Below are 17,529 nucleotides of genomic sequence, written 5' to 3' on the forward strand. Positions count from 1 at the left end.
TCCTGGAGGTCCGGCTTCAGGCAAGACGACCCTGCTTCTGCTCATCGCGCCAGCGGCGGGCGACGCATGTACGGTCCGCCGGATGATGACGCAGACCGGAAGACCTCCGTTCGAGGCAATGCCGGTGAGCTGCGCCGGTCATGAGGCGCTGGCCTGCTGGTTGCGGCGCTGGCCGGACACTGCCCGCTCGTAGCCGCCTTCGGCGCCGTCGGCTCGGCCGTCGCCCTAGAGAAGTCGGCCGCTTCGGGTGCTGGCGAGACGGCTGCTGGGGTGCCGCCGCGAGCGCGGGGCGTGTTGCTGCTCAGCCGAGCCGACGAGAAGCCGATCATAGTCGCGGGCGGTCCGGTGCCGGTGTGTGCGTGGGATTGAGGTAGGTCGCGCGGTTGAAGGCAGGAACGGGAGTGTCACGGCGGCCGGCCCGCGTGGCGGTGAACCGCTTCGGCGGCTTGGCGGCAGTGGCTTCCGGGCGTCTGGGCGATGCCCGGTTCGTGCTCGCCTGCCTGTCCGGCGTGTTCGCGATGGTGTGCTGGCTGGCGCTGATGCCGGGCTGGCTGGTGACCGAGCCCGCGCTGGTGGCTGCCGCAGTGGTAGCCAGCGTGGCCGCCGTGATTCTCGCCCTGATACCCGGTATCCGGCAGGGCGTCGCGCATGGCGTGGCGGGCTCGATGTCCCTGCTGGCGGGCTGCTTGACCGTAGTTGGCCGCGGTGGTGTCGACAGTGCGGCGTTCGCGTTTCTGCCGGTGTTCGTGACCGCCTATGCGGCCATGTTCTTCAACCGTCCGGCGTTCATCGCCCATCTGGCCTGGAGCCTGCTGATCTCCGGCGCCGCGTTGACGGTCACCGACCCGGGGAACCGGGAGAACGGCTTTTTCGTGACCGTGCTGGCGGTTGCGATGACCACGTCGAGCGTGCTGCTGGCCCGTCTGGTCCGGCAGGTGTGGTACGCGGCGACGCACGACCCGTTGACCGGCCTGTTGAACGAGCAGGGACTGCGGGCCGCCCTCGCGGCAGACCCGTCTGGGGCCGGAACGCTGGTGATGTGTGACATCAACCGATTCGCTCACGTCAACGCCGCACTCGGCCGGGACCAGGGCGACGAGTTGTTACGTGAGGTGGCCGGCGCATTGCAGCAGGTGTGGCCACGGGCACCGCTGGCGCGTATTGCCGGAGACGTGTTCGCCGTCTGGCTTGCACAGCCGGCCAGCGCCGAGTTGCCGGACATCATTCTCCGGCGCCTCGCTGGCCGGCACGGCCCGTACCGGTTGGGCGGTGCCCAGGTGGATGTCACGTTCACCGCCGGGATCGCCGCGGCGGACGGCAGCGCGCCGCCGCTGCTGCTGCGCCGGGCGGCGACGGCATTGGCTGCCGCGAAACGCGACGGCCGGCCTTTCCAGCTTTGGTCCCCGGCGTTGGACGACGCCCGCAGCGAAGACCTGAACCTGCAGGCGGAGCTGCGGGCCGGTCTGGACAACGGTGAACTGGTCGTGTTCTTCCAGCCGCAGGTGGCCCGGCACACCCATCACATCATCGGAGTCGAGGCGCTGGTGCGGTGGCGCCATCCCCGTCGTGGGCTGCTGAGCCCGGCGGCATTCATGCCGGCGGCGGAGCACAGCCCGATCATCAGCGACATCACCGACCACGTCATGCAGGAGGCCATCCGGCAGGGGAGCGTCTGGTCGTCCGCAGGCGTGCCGCTGACGGTCAGCGTGAACGTGTCCGCACGGTGCCTGACCGACGACGCGTTACCGGACCGGATCGCGCAGCATTTACTGCGCTGGGACCTGCCCGCGCAGCTGCTTACGGTCGAGATCACCGAAACGGCGGTGGTAGCCCAGCCGCAGCAGGCGTCCCGGCTGCTACACGCGGTCCGTGACTGCGGCGCACGGGTCAGCATTGATGACTTCGGTACCGGCCATACCAGCCTCGCCCTTCTGGCAGGCCTGCCCGTCGACGAACTGAAACTCGACCGGCAGTTCATCGCGGCGCTGGCCCAACCCAAAGTCGCCGCGATCGTGGCGACCGTGGCCAACCTCGCCGCCCGCCTTGGCATCGACAGCGTTGCTGAAGGCGTCGAAGACGAACACGCCAGCCGCCTGCTCGACGAACTCGGCTTCACCGTCCAGCAGGGGTACTGGCACGCCCGTCCGCAACCTGCCGAGGCAATCACCGCGATGCTGTATGCCCGACAGGGCAGCGCACAGCCCCGGTGACGATCAGGATCACCTCATGCTGGACATCGGGTTGCTGTGGTGCCAGGTCGGACGGCGTCCAGCTCCGGCGTCGTTTGGCCGCGGCGTCGGTGCGCCGGAGCAGGCGGTGTGATCGAGTGACGGCCGCCCGTACCGCCCCGGCGGCTCACCGACAAGGATGCTCCGCACGGTTTGCGGCTGCACTTGACGCCGATGCGGCGGTGCTGCCGGCCGGTGCACTGGGTCGTGTGTCGGTGGGCACCTCGTCGTCGACCACCCGGATCTGGCCGTGTCCGCAGCCTTCGCAGACCGACTCCCGGGGCGCCTCCAAGATGATGCACGACTTGCGAGCGCTGGGACGCGCCGCCGGCGACCACCGGCTGATGGCCGCCACTCTGCGGTTTGTCTTGCCGGCCTTGGGTCAGTTGAGGGTCCAGGTGAACCCGGCCGGGCTCGCGGTCCATTGGATTCGCAACCCGTCGAGGGACTTCGTGTCGTGATCGAAGGTGATGAGGCCTTTGGCCTTGTCGGGTGCGGTCAGCGGGCCGGAGCCAAGTGCCCGGCCGGGCAGTCCGGTATCGCTGGCGACGGTGCTGGCGTCGATCCGTTCGCCGTCGGCAAGCACAAGCGTGAACGCGGTCTCGTCGTACTCCACCTGCCCGTCGAGCAGGTTGTACGTGACGGTCGCGATGATGATGTTGCCGTCACCCCAGCCGTCCGGCGCTTTGATGGCCTTCGGGTCGGCGACGGTGACCTCGATAGCGGTGCCTTCGGCGGCCGCTTCGGCCTTCTCGCCGGCTTTGAGGTGGATCTTGCCTGTTTTCGATTCGGCGGCTTCCGCGTCGGCGGATGCGGTTCCGAATCCAGCGGCAGCTGTCGTTGCGGCGGCCGTGGTCGAACCGGCCGGTTGCGGGTTCGCGGGTTCGGGGCTGCCGCAACCGGACAGAGTGAGCAGCAGGGCGCCGAGGGCAGCGGGGCGGGCGAGCGTTCGCACTGGTGCTCCTGGTACGGGGGTGCGCGTCGTTACACGACCGGGGTGATTCTTGGTTCGTGGAGTGTACTGAGCTGTCGCACCGCGCGGATTTGGCGGGACGATTTCACCGCACTGTGGCGATGAAATCTGCGGTGGTTGAAGGCTCGTATTCGGTGCAGGCCGGTCCGCCTCGTCGTCTCGCGTCGTCCGGGTAGCTCGTAGCTGTTCACTTTCGGGTTCGGCGGCGGGTGCCGCCTCAATGTAGCCAGCGCTGGCTGTACGCGGCTTTCACCGCTGTACCGGCCGCACGAGGTGCGTAGACGTTGTCAGAGTGCGGCGGCGAGTTCCTCTGCGTTTGCCGCGTTGCCGATCAGGGCGGTGATCTGCTCGATGGTGTGTTGGCGCAGCGCGTCGACGAGTTCGGGGTCGGCGTTGCCGTATCTGTCGGTGAGCAGGGCGATTGCGTAGCTGGCTGCAGCTTCCTGATATCCCTGCTGGAAACCTTGCCGGTGGAGGATCTGCTGCGCTGATTCGATGAGCTCCTCCGGGGAGCGTTGCCATTCGTTAGCCATGCGGTCGACGACTTCGAGGACCTCGGGGTTGGCGGTGAGCAGACTGGCGGCCCGGTACATCGCCTCGCCGCGGTACGCCCGGGCGTGCCCGGACCGGTCGTCGCCGTGTCGGGCGATCAGTGTGTTGACGTCGTCCAGGATGTTGCGTAGGTGATCGAGCAGCAGTTCGTTGGCCGGTGCTGAGTGCAGGTACGCGACGACGGCGGTCCGGACCGCGGCGCTGATCTCCTCGGGCAGGGTAGCCGCGTCCCGCACGTGGACGCCGGCGCCGCCCGCAGGGCGGATGTCGGCAAGGTCGTCGGCGCAGACGACCAGGACGTCGACCGAGACCGTCACTTCGGCGGGTGACTCGCCGGGAGCGACGGTCACCTGGCCGGTGAACCCGAGCCGGCCGTCGTCCAGCTGTACCGCCCACAGCCTTCCGTAGCCGGTGTCCACAACATGATCCGCCAGCGAAGTGACCATGCCACGATCCTCGCATTCGGGGTGCTGTTTCCGGCCGGTCGCCTCACGAGTGGGTGCTGGGCGTCCACCTACACGCGGGTCCTGGAGTGCCCGCGTTCGTGGCCCGACAGGGAATCACCTGCCGCGATCCCGACGCGCACCAGGTGGAGTCTCTCGTCCTGGGTCAACAGCCGCTTCCTCGGCTGGCCGGTCTACAGGAAGGAAGAGGTCTGGCAGGAACGGCAGGCCGGCCGCAGCAAGACGGTTCCGGATGGCAATCTTCTCCCGCTCACGGGTGCTGGCGATGCGATCGGCGTTGCGTTGCCGGTCGACCCGGACCAGTGCTCGAATCTCCAACGCGTCAGGAGCGCCGCCCATCCGGCGCTGGAGACGTTCGCGGGCGGCCGCGGCTTCAGCGAGCAGCTGCGGAGTCGGCCGGGCAAGGGCTAGCAGTTGAGCCCAGGGGGCGGCGATCGCGTCGGCGTATCGGCGCGCCAGTTCGGGCTCCAATGCGGCCCACGCCCGTCGTTGCTTCTCGACGGCAGGCTGGCGTGCGTCGATCTGCTCTTGGTGGTGCAGCATGTCGAGCACTTCTCGCCGGAAACGCTCCGGGTCGCGTAGTGCCCGAACGCGGTCAGTGAAGTCGGCGGGGAGCTCCATTACCGCAGGCTATCGAACATACGTTTGATGGTAGCCGTGTTCGGTCCGGCGGGGTGGCCGGCGGGGTCCGAGTGGGAACGGACCGGATTGCTACCGGGCCCGCTGGTCGCTCGCCTTGTGAGCCGGATCGCTGCCGACCGGGCATGCCTCAGGTTAGGTCTCGGAAGCTACCTGCAGCCCTGTCGCCGGATCGGGCCAGAACACCGTCGGCGTGACGTGGATGTCTATGCGGGCGGCGCGCGCCGGACGTGGTAGCCCGTTGTCCGGATGGTGACCGGGGTCGACCGGTTCGTGGTGCACCGTGTGAGCCTCACGCGGAGCCGAGCTTGATCCATGCTTCGTCGGGGCTGCTGACGAGGGCGGTTCCTGTAGGGGCCGGCAATGGCCGGTTGCCGGCGTAGCCGGCGACACCGAGGAACAGGTTGCGCCATACCGAGGCTAGCAATCCGGTACGGGTCGGCCAGGCCAGCAGTAGGCGTCGACCGTTCCACCAGCCGTGGGCCTCACCGTTGGAGTAGGCGACGACGTGGGTGTCCGGGAAGTCGCGTAACCGGTCGAGCGCGTCGATGACGGTCCGTTTCGGGTCCTTCCTGGCTTGGATCACCACGGTGCCGTCGGCGGTTCGGTAAACCGCGTCGGCGATGTCATCGAGGCGGTCGAGGGCGTCGTCGATCGCGTCGTGATCCAGCAGCCACGCCAGGTCGGCTCGGATGTTGACTGCGGTGAATCGTGGTCCGAGGGTGTAGCCGCTGAGCTGGTACGCGTACTTTTCGATCGATTCCTGCGTCGCCGCGAGCGCCCACTCCTTCCACCCTCGGAAGTCGGCGAGGCAGTCCTCGAATCCGGCGAACAGCTCCGGGTCGTCCGGCTGGGAAAGCACTCCGTGGCGGAGCGCCAGCAGTCCGACGGCGGCCAGAGCGGCGTGCTCCTCGGCCAGGGCTTCTTCCTCTTCGGTGGTCCAAAGGTGATTCAACCCGTCGTGAACAAGCCAGGCCCAGTCCTGCGGGTGCGGCCAGAGGCCGCCCCCGACAGCGATCAACAGACTGCGGTACGACGCCAGCTGCGCCGCCAACGGCCAGCCGTTCGATTCCTCGACGAGCCGGTGGAACCAGGCGCGTGCCCTTCTGCGCTGATTCTCGGTCTGGGCTTGGATCGCAGCTGCCGCGCTCAGTGAGGGCGTCGCGTTCTTGGCGGTCGGTTGTTGCCGGGCCGTGCGGTCGACGGGGTTGTCGTCGCCTTTGAGTTCGCCGTCGTCCTGGCCGCCCGGTGGTGTGGTCTTGCGGTCGCGGCCCAGGGCCAGGTTCAACAGTGCGGACCCGACCATGCGGCGGATGTCCTCTTCTACCCGGGCGCGGCGTCGCCGGCGGGGAAGCTGTGTTTCTTCATCGTCGGGTCGAGGCGGTACAACTTCGGCGAGTTTGCGCAGTGCGTCGAGTAACGCCTGCATCTGTACGTCGTCACCGAGTAGTTCGGGAAGTGACTGCTGTTCCAGCGGCGATGGATGTCGCACCCGCGACAACGCGCTGTGCACGTCGGTGACGAGCGCGGTTCCGAGCAGGATGCCGTCGCTGCTCCGTATGGTCACCGTCCGTGACAGCGAGCGTGGGTCGCCGTCGAGCCGATAGGTGTGAATGGCTTCGCTCGTCGCAGTGCGCGCTGCGGTGTGTAGTTCTCCTGCCACGTCGATGATCAGGGTGTCGGGCACCGGGCCCGCGTTCACCAGAACGGTGATCTCGATCCGGTCGGGTTCGGTGAGAATCTGCGCAGTCAGCACTCGGACGGCCGGGGCGGCATCCGAGTCTCGCTCCGGTGTGCGTAAGGGCAGTTCGTCGAGGTCCGTCTCCTTCGCCTCGACCGCGTCTAGCACCGACTCGGTGATCTGCTGGAGCAGCGCCAGCTCGCAGTTGCCACGATCGTCGTGCATCGACCGCAGAAGTGCGGCTCGGGTGCAGTTTGCGCTGCCAGTGATCAGAACACCGCCGGTACCGGACCACCACTCGAGCACCTTGCCGTGGTGATAGCGCGACGTTGTGGGCTGGATGACGCGTACGGTGCCCACCCGGTCCAACACCCGCCGCAAGCGGCCAGCGTCAACCTGGGCATCACGAGTCAGCAGGACGTCGAGCATGCCGGGCTGCAGCTTGGTGAGCAGCGCGGTCAGTGCGTCGGCGGGCGGGTCGAAGAACGGCGAGGCGACCCCCAGCCGGTCAACGCGGCCCTCCGGTGAGGGTAGTTGATCCACGATCGGTGCACGGTCGTTGGTAAGCAGACGGGGTTCGTTCGGTTCCCGCTGGCTGGGGCGGGTGGTGAGCAGGTCGGCGACGCGGTACAGCCGCTGCTTGCCGAGCGGCTCCATCCACAGCTGGTCGGGCAGCCGACGAAGCCAGGCAGCCAGGTCGTCAACCAGGACGGGGACGGTCGGGCCGTCGATACGCAGGTGGGTCCAGACTTCGGCGTTGTGGTGCCATCCCGCTGAGGTCGCGTTCCCGGAACCGATCGAGATCAGCGCTTCGGTGGCGGACGCGGCCACCAGCAGCTTGGGATGGAATGCGCCGCCGGACCGGCAGACCACCGGCACGGGCACGTAGTCGGTGATCGGTCCACCTCCTGCGGCGAGTCCCGGCTCGACGTACCCGGCGTCGTAGACGATGGTGACGCGCGCGCCGCGGGCGCGGGCCTGTCGCACGCACACGTCTTCGAAGAACGGCAGGTCGCTGGTGTAGGTGAGGACGAGGATTTCCTCGGGGTCTGTGATCGGTAACTCGTGCAGGAGCCGCGGCGGCGGCGCTCCGGTCAGGTCGTTGTTCATGCGTGGTTGGCCGACTCGATGCTGTACGGTCCCCGTTCCCAGGCGGTGCCGTTGTCGGTGAGTTCGAGGACGCCGAGCTGGAGTAACACACTGGCGAAGGTGTCCAGGCGAAGTGATGCCGGTGCACTGCCCTCGCGTCCTTCCAGTCGCAGTCGGTCGCCGACCACGCGCAGCCGTGTGGGCATCCGCAGTCCCGTGCGGGTCCATTGCATCTTGTCCCGGCTCACTTTCTCCGCCCGGTTGAACAACCCGAACGCCAGTGCCCGCGTCGCGTCCGGCAGCGGCATGTCGGCGTGGTCGTCGATCCAGCTACGGAACCATTCTGGTCCCATGCCGGCCTGGTCGTAGCGGAGGAACGCTTCCCGGCTGGCGCCGTCGAGCTCGCCGGCTCGCTGGGCACCCACGGCAAGCAGCCGCAGCAGTTGCAGCACAGGCCAGTCACCGCCGTCGCGGTCAACCTCATCGTTGAGGTCGTGTTCTGCCGGCTGCAGCACACCATTGGAATCCATGGTTGGCGGGAGGTCCTCGCGCAGCGCTTGCCGCACCAGGATGGCCGGTAGGGTGTCGACGAAACTGCCGGCAGCCTCTTCACGCGTGCCCGGCCTGGTGAGCGGGGCGACGAGTCTTGCCCACAGCATCCGCCACGCCCAAACCGACCAGTTGCGCAATAACGCCCCACGCCAGCGCAAGGCGTGTTCCTCCAGGTCTGAGCTGCCCAGAAACTGCACCAGGTCCGGGGTGTAGCAGCACAAACGGTCCATCAGCAGGTCGATATTGCTGTCGACCGGGCATCCCCGCACAGCTGCGGCCAAAACTGCTGCGCTGGCACGGTGCACGGCGGCCAGTTCCGGATCGGGTGCGTCGGTACCGAAGTACGCCTGCCGCAGGTTCTCGCCGTCCGGCATCGCGCTCGCCTGGCACAGGCAGAGACCGACAGCCTCGTCCAGGTCAGCCACGCTCAAAACCTCCTTGCCCTGTGCGAGCTCGACAACTTGATCCAGGGCGGTCAGCGCTTGGGGGTCCGCGGCCGGGCCCGGCTGCGGGATCACACCAGGCGTGATCAATCCCAGCGCGGCCTCGATACCGCCGTAAGTGCCGAAGAAGCCGTCAGCGACCGTGCTGTAATCCCGTGACAGCTGATCGAGATGTACAGCGCCGGAGCCGTCCAAGACTTGGATGATGGTGTTTACACCGTGCGGCCGCCGCCATCCTGCGCGGCGCCGGTGCCCGTCCCGATCGGTGGCCTCGTGGTGCAACGAGACGGCCGCCAGGACCACTTCGCACCGGCGCAGCAGCCGCCGGAAGGCAGGCCCGTCACCGCGGGACCACCCGCGTCGGTTCGCTTCGACGGCGACCCGCGCATGCAGTGAAAGATAACGCGCGTGCGGCGTCGTAGTGATTACCGCCGGCACGAGCTCGGATGCGTGAGTTGCCGTCACCGCCTCCACCGCGAGTGGCTGCCGCCCTGTGTCCTCCGGACTGTCCGCCTTCGCCGACCACGCCGCCCCAGCCACCAACATGCCGGTCATTCTCCCGTACCCCCTGTACGAGATCAGTCAATGCGCGACACCGATGACAGCATGCCGAGAGGGGCCCGAGCTGCTGCTGGGGGCTGTGGCCGCCGGAGCTGTTGCGCTCACGCCGAAGGGGACAGCGGTGGAAAACCGGCGTCCGCGCAGGCGGAAGCCGATTTCGTAGCGCCGATCAGAGCCCTCGGTATTGTGACGGGCCGCCTCGGGCCGACCTATGCAGCAGAGACGAACGGGGTGTTCGGCTGTTGGCTGCTTCTCACCTGAGGCGGCTTCACGGTTGGTGTGAATGGAGCAGGCTCGTGAGCAGCCAGGGCACGTCGTGGTTGGGTCAGGCGTCCCCGCCGACCGTGTGCCGGCACTATATGTCAACCGGTCCTGCAGAGTATTCGTCGGCGCGTCGTGTGCATGTGCCAGACCGATGGACTATTGCCTGCGAGGGTGGGAAGTCCACTGTTGTGATGCGGTGCCGGCCTCGGACGGATTCTCGGCGGTGGAAATGGGTTACTTGCAGGGAGAAGGTCTGCCGTCGGTAGGTGTCGTGTTGCTGCCCATCACCGGGGCTGCGCGGCGGGCACGCGACGTCGTCACCGAGGCGTGTCTGGGGTGGGAGTTAGCGCAACTGCTCGGCCCGGCCAGTCTGGTGGCCACCGAGCTGGTCACCAACGCGGTGATGCATGCGCGGACGATGATGAATCTACGGGTGATACGCGATCGCGGACAACTTCGGATCGAAGTGTGTGACGGCAGCCCGGTGATCCCGGCACTGCCGGCGCCCTTGACCGCGGGCGGTCCGGATCGCCGCGGTGGTAGGCGTGGACTGATGATCGTCGACCGTATTGCTGATCGATGGGGTTGCTGGCAAGGCGCGGGCGGCAAGGTGGTGTGGGCGGTACTGCGGTTTGACCTGGTGTGGCCGCCGCTGTCGTCACCAGAGCGGTTGCGCCGCAGGCGGGGCTGATCGTGCGGCTGCGCCGCGGGCGGAGCCTTCCATTCGGCCGGATTGCCGGGCGTGCGGCAAACCATCTTCGGCGGGAGTCGCCGTGGAGGTGATAACCACGCCGATGGTCGAGGCGCTTGGTAGATCCTGGCCGTGCTGTTTGCATCCGACGACCTCGACCCACAGGTCTTTCCCGCGCGCGAGTCGCCGGGCGGCCGTGCCGGGAAGGGTATCGACCCTGGCGTGCCCATGGCGTTGTCATGCCCATGGCATGGAACCCTGATGGAGGCCAAGCACGGCGCGGAGCTGGCCGCCGCCTCGATCCGCACGCGTTCTGCCGCGGCTGGTGTGTCCGGTCCGGTGTCGTGCCGCAGCGGCATCCGGAAGGGCTGGGTGCAGCTTGTCCGTGCCGTCGTTCACTTGTTCGATTCCGTGGCGGCCGCAGCCATCGAGCACATCAAAATGTGGCCGGGGCGGGAAATGAACCGATCGTGATCACTCGGCGGGGGATTATTTGATCGGCCTGGCCTGTTGATGGCGGCGAGACGGCCTGTCCGTCATTGTTGGGCCGTCCGTCTGAACCGAAGCTTCGAGAATACCGCCGAAGAAATGCCATAAGCCGAGCGGAGCTGGCGTGATCCTCGGCAGGCCTGGGATGCCGGCCAGGCAGGGTGCGGGAGCCGTCTGTCGGAGCTCGGCATGGGTTTGTCCTGGATTGCCGCCGAGCGGCTCTGGGCGTCCTTCGTGCGTCGTCGGGCATCCCATGGGATCGCGGCTGCCCCGGAGAGTTCAGGTCGTACCCCGGCTGGCACTGGGCTAAGGCGACCGGGCAGGCGCATCCGGCTCCATCGGCTGGGCATGGGCATGGGCGCGGGCGCCGATCGGCGCGACCGTGCGGCATCTGCTGGAGGCGCCGGTCGAGGCGCCGCCCTCAAGACCACTGCCTGGGCCGGCATAGCGGCGCCTCAGCCCTGTTTGCTCGACAGCCAATGGTCCCGCCAGATATGGACCTTTTGCCTTGTTGACCATGGGGGTGTCGGGCAGTCTGAACGGAGAAGAACGGACCGTAAAGGGGCCGCCACCTCGCCTGGAACGGGCGTCACGAATGGTGCGGTGATCCGGCCGCGGCTGGTGAGTGGAGGGGTGGCGCGCTGTGGGAAAGCAGGCACGGGATCGGTCCAGGGAGCTGCGCAAGGCACAGGCGGCGATCGCCGAGCAACGGGGCAAACGCCGGCCGCTGGTGGTGGGCGGAGTCGTGATCATCGCGGTGCTCGTGATCGCGATCGTGGCCGCCGTGGTCAACGCGGTCGGCGATCGTGACACCGGCGGTTCCGGTGCGCTGGTGGCTCCGAAGGGTGCTACGGCGGGCGGTGCGCTGGTGGTCGGCCAGGCCGCCGCGCCGGTGAAGCTGGAGGTGTACCTGGACTACATGTGCCCGTTCTGCGGCCGGTTCGAACAGGCCAACAGCGACGAGATCGACAAGCTGATCGATGATGGCACGGTGCGGCTGGAGCTGTATCCGCTGGCGTTCCTGGACCGCATGTCCGAGGGGTCGCGGTATTCCACCCGGGCGGCGAACGCGGTCGTCACCGTGGCCGACCGGGCCCCGGAGAAGGTGACGGCCTTCAACGAGGCGTTGTTCGACAACCAGCCGCAGGAAGGCACGGAGGGTCTGTCGGATGCCCGGATCGCGGAACTGGCCGGTCAGGCCGGCATAGCCCAGGACGTCATCGACGTGTTCGACGACCGCATCTTCGAGCCGTGGATCGCGAAATCCACCGAGGCGGTGTTCGACGCCGGTATCACCGGCACCCCCACTGTGAAGATCAACGGAGAGGTCTTCAAGGGTGACCTCTACACCGCCGGGCCGCTGACCCAGGCGGTCACCGCGGCGAAGGGTCAGGAATGAGCGTTTCCCTGGCCGGGCTGCGGCGGATCCGGCACTCCAACGCCTGGATCTTCGGCACGATGCTGTTCTCCGCGTGTGTGAGCCTGCTCGCCTCGTTCGTCCTGTCGATCGACGCAGTCCGCCTCGCCGCGGACCCGGACACAGCGCTGTCGTGCAACATCAACTCGGTGATCAGTTGCGGCACCGTCGCGACCTCCTGGCAGGCAGAACTGTTCGGCTTCCCGAACGCGTTCCTCGGCTTGGTCGCCGAGCCGGTCGTGATCACCATCGCCGTCGCCAGCCTCGGCGGAGTGCGATTCCCACGGTGGTTCATGTTCGCCGCGCAGGTCGTCTACACCCTCGGCGTGATCTTCGCCTACTGGCTGTTCTACCAGTCGATGGTCAATATCGGGGCGCTCTGCCCGTGGTGCCTGCTGGTCACGGTCTCGACCACCCTGGTGTTCGCTACCCTGACGCACGTCAATATTCGCGACGGCAACCTACCGGTCCCGGTCCGGCTGCGCTCGACGCTCAAGTCCGCGATCGAGGCCGACCTGGACGCCATCGCAGTGACCATCTGGCTGCTCCTGCTCGCTTTGCTCGTAGTAACCAAATACGGCTCCCAGTTGTTCACCTGACCGAAGGTTGGCCTTCTGTCACAGCAAGCAGCAGCGGGCCAGCGGCGAGCGGCCCCGATCCGAATCGTCCGAGGCCGGCAAGGGTGGACCACCGGTCGCCGAATGGCGCTACTGCCCGCTGCGGCGCTGCCACCGGGGTGAGGCCGGCCAGCTTGTCCTGAGCGGGAAGGTCCGATCCGAGATCGGCAACCTCAGCAACGTGATCACGGTGCGGTGTCGGCCATGCCGCTGTCCCTGATCGCTGTCGGCGCGTTGCCTGGTGGGCTTCCCTCGGCGTCGTGAAGTGCTGACTGGCGACCGGTGTAGAACGCGCCATGCCGGGCCATCGCCGGCGGAGGTGAGCCATGCGCGCGGCTTCCGGTGTGCCGAAGTCCCGAAGATCAGTAACGTCGCCATAAGGTGCGGGCGAACAGCAGCAGGTGTTGCTCGATCCAGGGTGTGATGAATACGGCGATCGGGCGTACCTGTCCGTCGGGTTCCTGGATTGTGAGTACCGGGGCGTCATAGCCGCCGATCTCGGCGTGTCGAACATCGGCCGGCTGGTGTTCGCCCTGTCTCACGTCGTCGATCAGGTGTATCTCCTGGGCGATCTCGTCAGGTGTTGCCAGTACTGCCACCGGTGTGACGGCTCCGTGCGGCGTGACCGCCGTAACGGCGACGATCTCCACGTCGCCGAGGACGCCGCGCATGAACGCCATGAGATGGCCGGGTACACGCAGGCGCTCCCGCAGCAGCGGCCACCACTGTCGTTCCTGTTCGTTCAAGCTGATAGCTGATACCGACCCGCACATCCTCGGCTCCCTTCGCCGGCTCAGCTCGTGACGGCCAGACTCAACAGCCAGCGTAGAAGGGAGCTTGGGTCGACGCTTCGGCATGCGCGCAACCTGAGCTTGCTCAACGAAGAAATGTCGTGGACGCGAACGGCAGACGGGCGTCCAGTGCGGGCCGTAGATTCGTCGTGCTGGCCATGCCAGGCGCCGCAACCTGGCCGACAGTTCCGGCGCTCGCTCAGCGAGGGCGTGCGAGCCGAGCAGATCAGCCTCATGAGCAGATGAGAAGGCTTCGTGTCGCTCTCCGATGCCCCGGAAGCCCCGGCAGGCGGCAACCCGATGATGTCGGAAATCTCCGAAATCCTGTGTGGCAGCGGTTTGAAGGCGTCAAATCTCGTGTTCGGGTTGCGTCGGGCCCGGGTAGGGACGAGCGTGGTCATCAAGGTCACCAACTGAGGGATTGAGGCGGATGGCGCGCGGGACCGACAGTGCGGGGCAGGCGCTCTTGAAGATCGGTGGGCTGGTACGCCGGGCTGAGGTGTCCGGTGACGGCCGGAGCCTTTACCAGATCGGCGGCCGGGAGGCGGACTCGTTCTACCGGGACCGGTGGTCGTACGACAAGGTGGTGCGTTCGACACATGGGGTGAACTGCACCGGGTCGTGTTCGTGGAAGGTGTATGTCCGCGACGGGATCATCACCTGGGAGCAGCAGCAGACCGACTACCCGAGCGTCGGGCCGGACAAGCCGGAGTACGAGCCGCGCGGCTGCCCGCGTGGAGCGGCGTTCTCCTGGTACACCTACTCCCCGACCCGGGTGCGGTACCCGTACGCCCGTGGTGTTCTTCTCGAACTGTTCCGTGAGGCCAAGAAGCGCCTGGGCGATCCGGTGGCCGCCTGGGCCGACATTCAGGACGATCCGTTGCGGCGGCGCGCCTATCAGCAGGCCCGCGGCAAGGGCGGCCTTGTCCGGGTGTCCTGGGACGAGGCCCAGGAGATGGTCGCGGCCGCGCACGTGCACGCGATCAAGAAGTACGGTCCGGACCGGGTGGCCGGGTTCTCCCCGATCCCGGCCATGTCGATGGTGTCGCACGCGATCGGCGCCCGGTTCATGAGCTTGCTCGGCGGCACGATGCTGTCGTTCTACGACTGGTACGCGGACCTGCCGGTCGCCTCGCCGCAGGTGTTCGGCGACCAGACCGACGTGCCCGAGTCCGGCGACTGGTGGGACGCGTCCTACCTGATGATGTGGGGTTCGAACGTGCCGGTGACCCGGACGCCGGACGCGCATTGGATGGCCGAGGCCCGCTACCGGGGGCAGAAGGTCATCGTGGTCAGCCCGGACTTCGCCGACAACGTGAAGTTCGCCGACGAGTGGATGCCGGCCCAGCCGGGCACGGACGGCGCCCTCGCCATGGCGATGGGTCACGTGATCCTCAAGGAGTTCTTCGTCGAGCGGCGCACCCCACGCTTCGTCGACTACGTCCGCAAGTACACCGACCTGCCGTATCTGATCACCCTGGAGCCGTTCGAAGGCGGCTATCGGCCGGGCAAGTTCCTCAGCGCCGAGGATCTCGGCGAAGCCGCGGAGAACGGCGCGTTCAAGCCGGTGCTGTGGGACTCGGTCGCCGACGCGCCAACGGTTCCGCGGGGCTCGCTCGGGCACCGCTGGGGTTCCGAGGCCGGGCACTGGAATCTCGACCTTGGCGACATCGAACCCGCTCTCACCTGTGGAGGCAGCTCTCCGGTGGAGGTGCTGCTGCCGCGCTTCGACGGCGATGCCCCGGGAGTGCTGCGCCGTGGGGTACCGACTCGGACGGTTGCCGGGAAGCTGGTCACCAGTGTGTTCGATCTGATGCTGGCGCAGTACGGGGTGTCCCGCGACGGGCTGCCCGGCGAGTGGCCGTCCGGCTATGACGATGTCGCCTCGCCGTACACGCCAGCGTGGCAGGAGCCGATCACCGGTGTGCCAGCCGTGCAGGTGGCGCGGGTGGCGCGGGAGTTCGCCGACAACGCCGAGCGCTCGGGCGGCCGGTCGATGATCCTGCTCGGGGCCGGCACCAACCACTGGTTCCACTCCGACACGACGTACCGGGCGATCCTGGCGCTGGTCACGCTGACCGGCTGTCAGGGGGTCAACGGCGGCGGGTGGGCGCACTATGTCGGGCAGGAGAAGTGCCGGCCGGTGACCGGCTGGCAGCAGCTGGCGTTCGGGCTGGACTGGGTGCGACCGCCGCGGCAGATGATTGGCACCGCGTTCTGGTACACCCACACTGACCAGTGGCGCTACGACACCTACTCCGCGGACACGGTCGCGTCGCCGACCGGGGACGGGTTGTTCGCCGGTAAGCACACCATGGACCTGTACGCCCAGTCGGTACGTGCCGGCTGGATGCCGTCGATGCCGACGTTCGACCGCAATCCCCTGGACCTAGCCGACGAGGCTGGCGCGGATCCCGGTTCCTACGTCGCGCAGGCGTTGCATGAGAAGCGGCTGAAGTTCGCGGTTACCGACCCGGATGCGCCGCAGAACTGGCCGCGGGTGCTGACCGTGTGGCGGGCCAACCTGCTCGGCTCATCGGCGAAAGGCAACGAGTACTTCCTGCGGCATCTGCTCGGCACCGACAGCAACCTCCGGGCCACCGAAGCCGGACCGGACCAGCGCCCGGAGGATGTGGCGTGGCCGGAGCAGGCGCCCGAGGGCAAGCTGGACCTGCTGCTCAGCCTGGACTTCCGGATGACCTCGACGACGCTGCTCTCCGACGTGGTGCTGCCCGCCGCTACCTGGTACGAGAAGCACGACCTGAACACCACCGACATGCATCCGTTCGTGCACGCGTTCACCCCGGCGATCAGCCCGCCGTGGCAGACCCGGACTGACTTCGACGCGTTCCACGGCATCGCCCGCAGCTTCTCGGCCATGGCGAAAACCCATCTCGGGGTTCGCAAGGATCTGGTTGCGGCACCCTTGTTGCACGACACCCCGGACGCGATGGCCACCCCGTACGGGCGGGTCCGCGACTGGCAGGCCACCGGTGAGGTGCCGGTGCCGGGCAAGACGATGCCGAAGATCGTGGTGGTGGAACGCGACTACGGAGTGATCGACCAGAAACTCGCCGCCCTGGGCCCGGCCTTGGACACGCTCGGCACCACGGTCAAGGGCTACTCGGTCGACGTCAACCCGGAGATCGAGTACCTGCGGCACAAGAACGGGACGGTCCGCGGCGGGGTCGCCGACGGCCGGCCGTCGCTCGCGAAGGATATCCAGTGCTGTGAGGCGATCCTGGCGCTGTCGGGCACCACGAACGGGCGGGTGGCCACCGAGGGTTTCCACGACGTGGAGAAGCGGACCGGGGTGAAGCTGGCCGACCTGGCCGCCGAGCACGAGGGCAAGCAGATCACCTTCGCCGACACCCAGGCCCGGCCGGTTCCGGTGATCACCAGCCCGGAGTGGTCCGGCAGTGAGACCGGCGGGCGCCGCTATTCGCCGTTCACCATCAATGTGGAGCGGCTCAAGCCGTGGCACACGCTGACCGGGCGGCAGCATTTCTTCCTGGACCACGACTGGATGCACGAGGCCGGTGAGGCGCTGCCGATCTTCCGGCCACCCCTCGATATGCACAAGCTGTTCGGCGAGCCACGGCTCGGCCCGAAGGGCGAGCTGGAGATCACCCTGCGGTACCTGACGCCGCACTCGAAGTGGTCGATCCACTCCGAGTACCAGGACAACCTGATCATGCTGACCCTGTCCCGGGGCGGGCCGACCATGTGGCTCAGTGAGCAGGACGCCGCCAAGATCAAAGTGCGGGACAACGACTGGATCGAGGCGGTCAACCGCAACGGCGTAGTGGTCTGCCGGGCCATCGTCAGCCACAAGATGCCCGAGGGCACGGTGTACATGTACCACGCCCAGGAACGCGTCATCGACGTGCCGAAAGCCGAGGTCAACGGCCGGCGCGGCGGCATCCACAACTCACTGACCCGGCTGCTGGTCAAACCCACCCACATCATCGGCGGGTACGCGCAGCTGTCGTTCGCGTTCAACTACCTCGGCCCGACCGGCAACCAACGTGACGAGGTCACCGTCATCCGCCGCCGCTCACAGGACGTGGAGTACTGA

13 protein-coding genes are annotated in these 17,529 nt (G+C 67.5%); 7 read left to right on the plus strand and 6 right to left on the minus strand.

Features of this window, described 5'->3' with window-relative positions; translation table 11 throughout:
• Window positions 1-422: 422 nt before the first annotated feature.
• Window positions 423-2,210 carry a putative bifunctional diguanylate cyclase/phosphodiesterase gene (locus tag OHA21_RS44295; RefSeq protein WP_328465718.1) on the plus strand — a complete coding sequence of 596 codons (1,788 nt, stop codon included), beginning with the start codon at window positions 423-425 and terminating at the stop codon, window positions 2,208-2,210.
• A gap of 400 nt (window positions 2,211-2,610) precedes the next feature.
• Here the strand turns inward: OHA21_RS44295 and OHA21_RS44300 are convergent, their stop codons facing one another.
• The 5 genes from OHA21_RS44300 to OHA21_RS44320 all read right to left on the minus strand — a co-directional run bounded on the left by OHA21_RS44300 (window position 2,611) and on the right by OHA21_RS44320 (window position 9,176).
• The gene (locus OHA21_RS44300) at window positions 2,611-3,183 is read right to left on the minus strand and encodes a hypothetical protein (RefSeq protein ID WP_328465720.1); all 573 of its coding nucleotides are present in this window, start codon (window positions 3,181-3,183) and stop codon (window positions 2,611-2,613) included.
• Between the two features lie 305 nt (window positions 3,184-3,488).
• Window positions 3,489-4,199 carry a hypothetical protein gene (locus tag OHA21_RS44305; RefSeq protein WP_328465722.1) on the minus strand — a complete coding sequence of 237 codons (711 nt, stop codon included), beginning with the start codon at window positions 4,197-4,199 and terminating at the stop codon, window positions 3,489-3,491.
• A 114-nt stretch (window positions 4,200-4,313) separates the two neighbouring features.
• The gene (locus tag OHA21_RS44310) at window positions 4,314-4,838 is read right to left on the minus strand and encodes a hypothetical protein (RefSeq protein WP_328465724.1); all 525 of its coding nucleotides are present in this window, start codon (window positions 4,836-4,838) and stop codon (window positions 4,314-4,316) included.
• A gap of 310 nt (window positions 4,839-5,148) precedes the next feature.
• Window positions 5,149-7,647, minus strand: a complete 2,499-nt coding sequence (locus tag OHA21_RS44315; protein WP_328465726.1) for a hypothetical protein — start codon at window positions 7,645-7,647, stop codon at window positions 5,149-5,151.
• Entirely contained in the window at window positions 7,644-9,176 is a 1,533-nt protein-coding gene (locus tag OHA21_RS44320; protein ID WP_328465728.1) for a hypothetical protein, read from the minus strand. Before OHA21_RS44320 ends, OHA21_RS44315 begins: the two co-directional genes overlap by 4 nt.
• A gap of 466 nt (window positions 9,177-9,642) precedes the next feature.
• On the opposite strand from OHA21_RS44320, the gene OHA21_RS44325 reads away from it, so the two are divergent.
• The 4 genes from OHA21_RS44325 to OHA21_RS44340 all read left to right on the plus strand — a co-directional run bounded on the left by OHA21_RS44325 (window position 9,643) and on the right by OHA21_RS44340 (window position 12,642).
• Window positions 9,643-10,137 carry an ATP-binding protein gene (locus OHA21_RS44325; protein ID WP_328465730.1) on the plus strand — a complete coding sequence of 165 codons (495 nt, stop codon included), beginning with the start codon at window positions 9,643-9,645 and terminating at the stop codon, window positions 10,135-10,137.
• A gap of 132 nt (window positions 10,138-10,269) precedes the next feature.
• Window positions 10,270-10,611, plus strand: coding sequence for a hypothetical protein (locus tag OHA21_RS44330; RefSeq protein ID WP_328465732.1), 342 nt, complete (start codon window positions 10,270-10,272; stop codon window positions 10,609-10,611).
• 658 nt (window positions 10,612-11,269) lie between these two features.
• Window positions 11,270-12,025 carry a DsbA family protein gene (locus OHA21_RS44335; RefSeq protein WP_328465734.1) on the plus strand — a complete coding sequence of 252 codons (756 nt, stop codon included), beginning with the start codon at window positions 11,270-11,272 and terminating at the stop codon, window positions 12,023-12,025.
• Window positions 12,022-12,642 (plus strand): vitamin K epoxide reductase family protein, encoded by a 621-nt coding sequence (locus OHA21_RS44340; RefSeq protein ID WP_328465736.1) that lies wholly within the window; start codon window positions 12,022-12,024, stop codon window positions 12,640-12,642. The genes OHA21_RS44335 and OHA21_RS44340 overlap by 4 nt, the downstream gene beginning before the upstream one ends.
• A 380-nt stretch (window positions 12,643-13,022) precedes the next feature.
• Here the strand turns inward: OHA21_RS44340 and OHA21_RS44345 are convergent, their stop codons facing one another.
• Complete coding sequence (locus OHA21_RS44345; protein ID WP_328465738.1) at window positions 13,023-13,406, minus strand: hypothetical protein; 384 nt, start codon at window positions 13,404-13,406, stop codon at window positions 13,023-13,025.
• Between the two features lie 300 nt (window positions 13,407-13,706).
• Between OHA21_RS44345 and OHA21_RS44350 the strand changes: the two genes are divergently transcribed.
• Window positions 13,707-13,868, plus strand: coding sequence for a hypothetical protein (locus OHA21_RS44350; RefSeq protein ID WP_328465740.1), 162 nt, complete (start codon window positions 13,707-13,709; stop codon window positions 13,866-13,868).
• A gap of 13 nt (window positions 13,869-13,881) precedes the next feature.
• The gene (locus tag OHA21_RS44355; protein WP_328465742.1) at window positions 13,882-17,529 is read left to right on the plus strand and encodes a nitrate reductase subunit alpha; all 3,648 of its coding nucleotides are present in this window, start codon (window positions 13,882-13,884) and stop codon (window positions 17,527-17,529) included.

This window comes from Actinoplanes sp. NBC_00393, assembly GCF_036053395.1.
In the GTDB taxonomy this organism is placed as follows: domain Bacteria; phylum Actinomycetota; class Actinomycetes; order Mycobacteriales; family Micromonosporaceae; genus Actinoplanes.

Coding starts and splice junctions, on each gene's coding strand:
- OHA21_RS44310 (WP_328465724.1), bottom strand. CDS start 4,838: ATGGAGCTCCCCGCCGACTTCACTGACCGCGTTCGGGCACTACGCGAC.
- OHA21_RS44340 (WP_328465736.1), top strand. CDS start 12,022: ATGAGCGTTTCCCTGGCCGGGCTGCGGCGGATCCGGCACTCCAACGCC.
- OHA21_RS44320 (WP_328465728.1), bottom strand. CDS start 9,176: ATGACCGGCATGTTGGTGGCTGGGGCGGCGTGGTCGGCGAAGGCGGAC.
- OHA21_RS44315 (WP_328465726.1), bottom strand. CDS start 7,647: ATGAACAACGACCTGACCGGAGCGCCGCCGCCGCGGCTCCTGCACGAG.
- OHA21_RS44355 (WP_328465742.1), top strand. CDS start 13,882: ATGGCGCGCGGGACCGACAGTGCGGGGCAGGCGCTCTTGAAGATCGGT.
- OHA21_RS44305 (WP_328465722.1), bottom strand. CDS start 4,199: ATGGTCACTTCGCTGGCGGATCATGTTGTGGACACCGGCTACGGAAGG.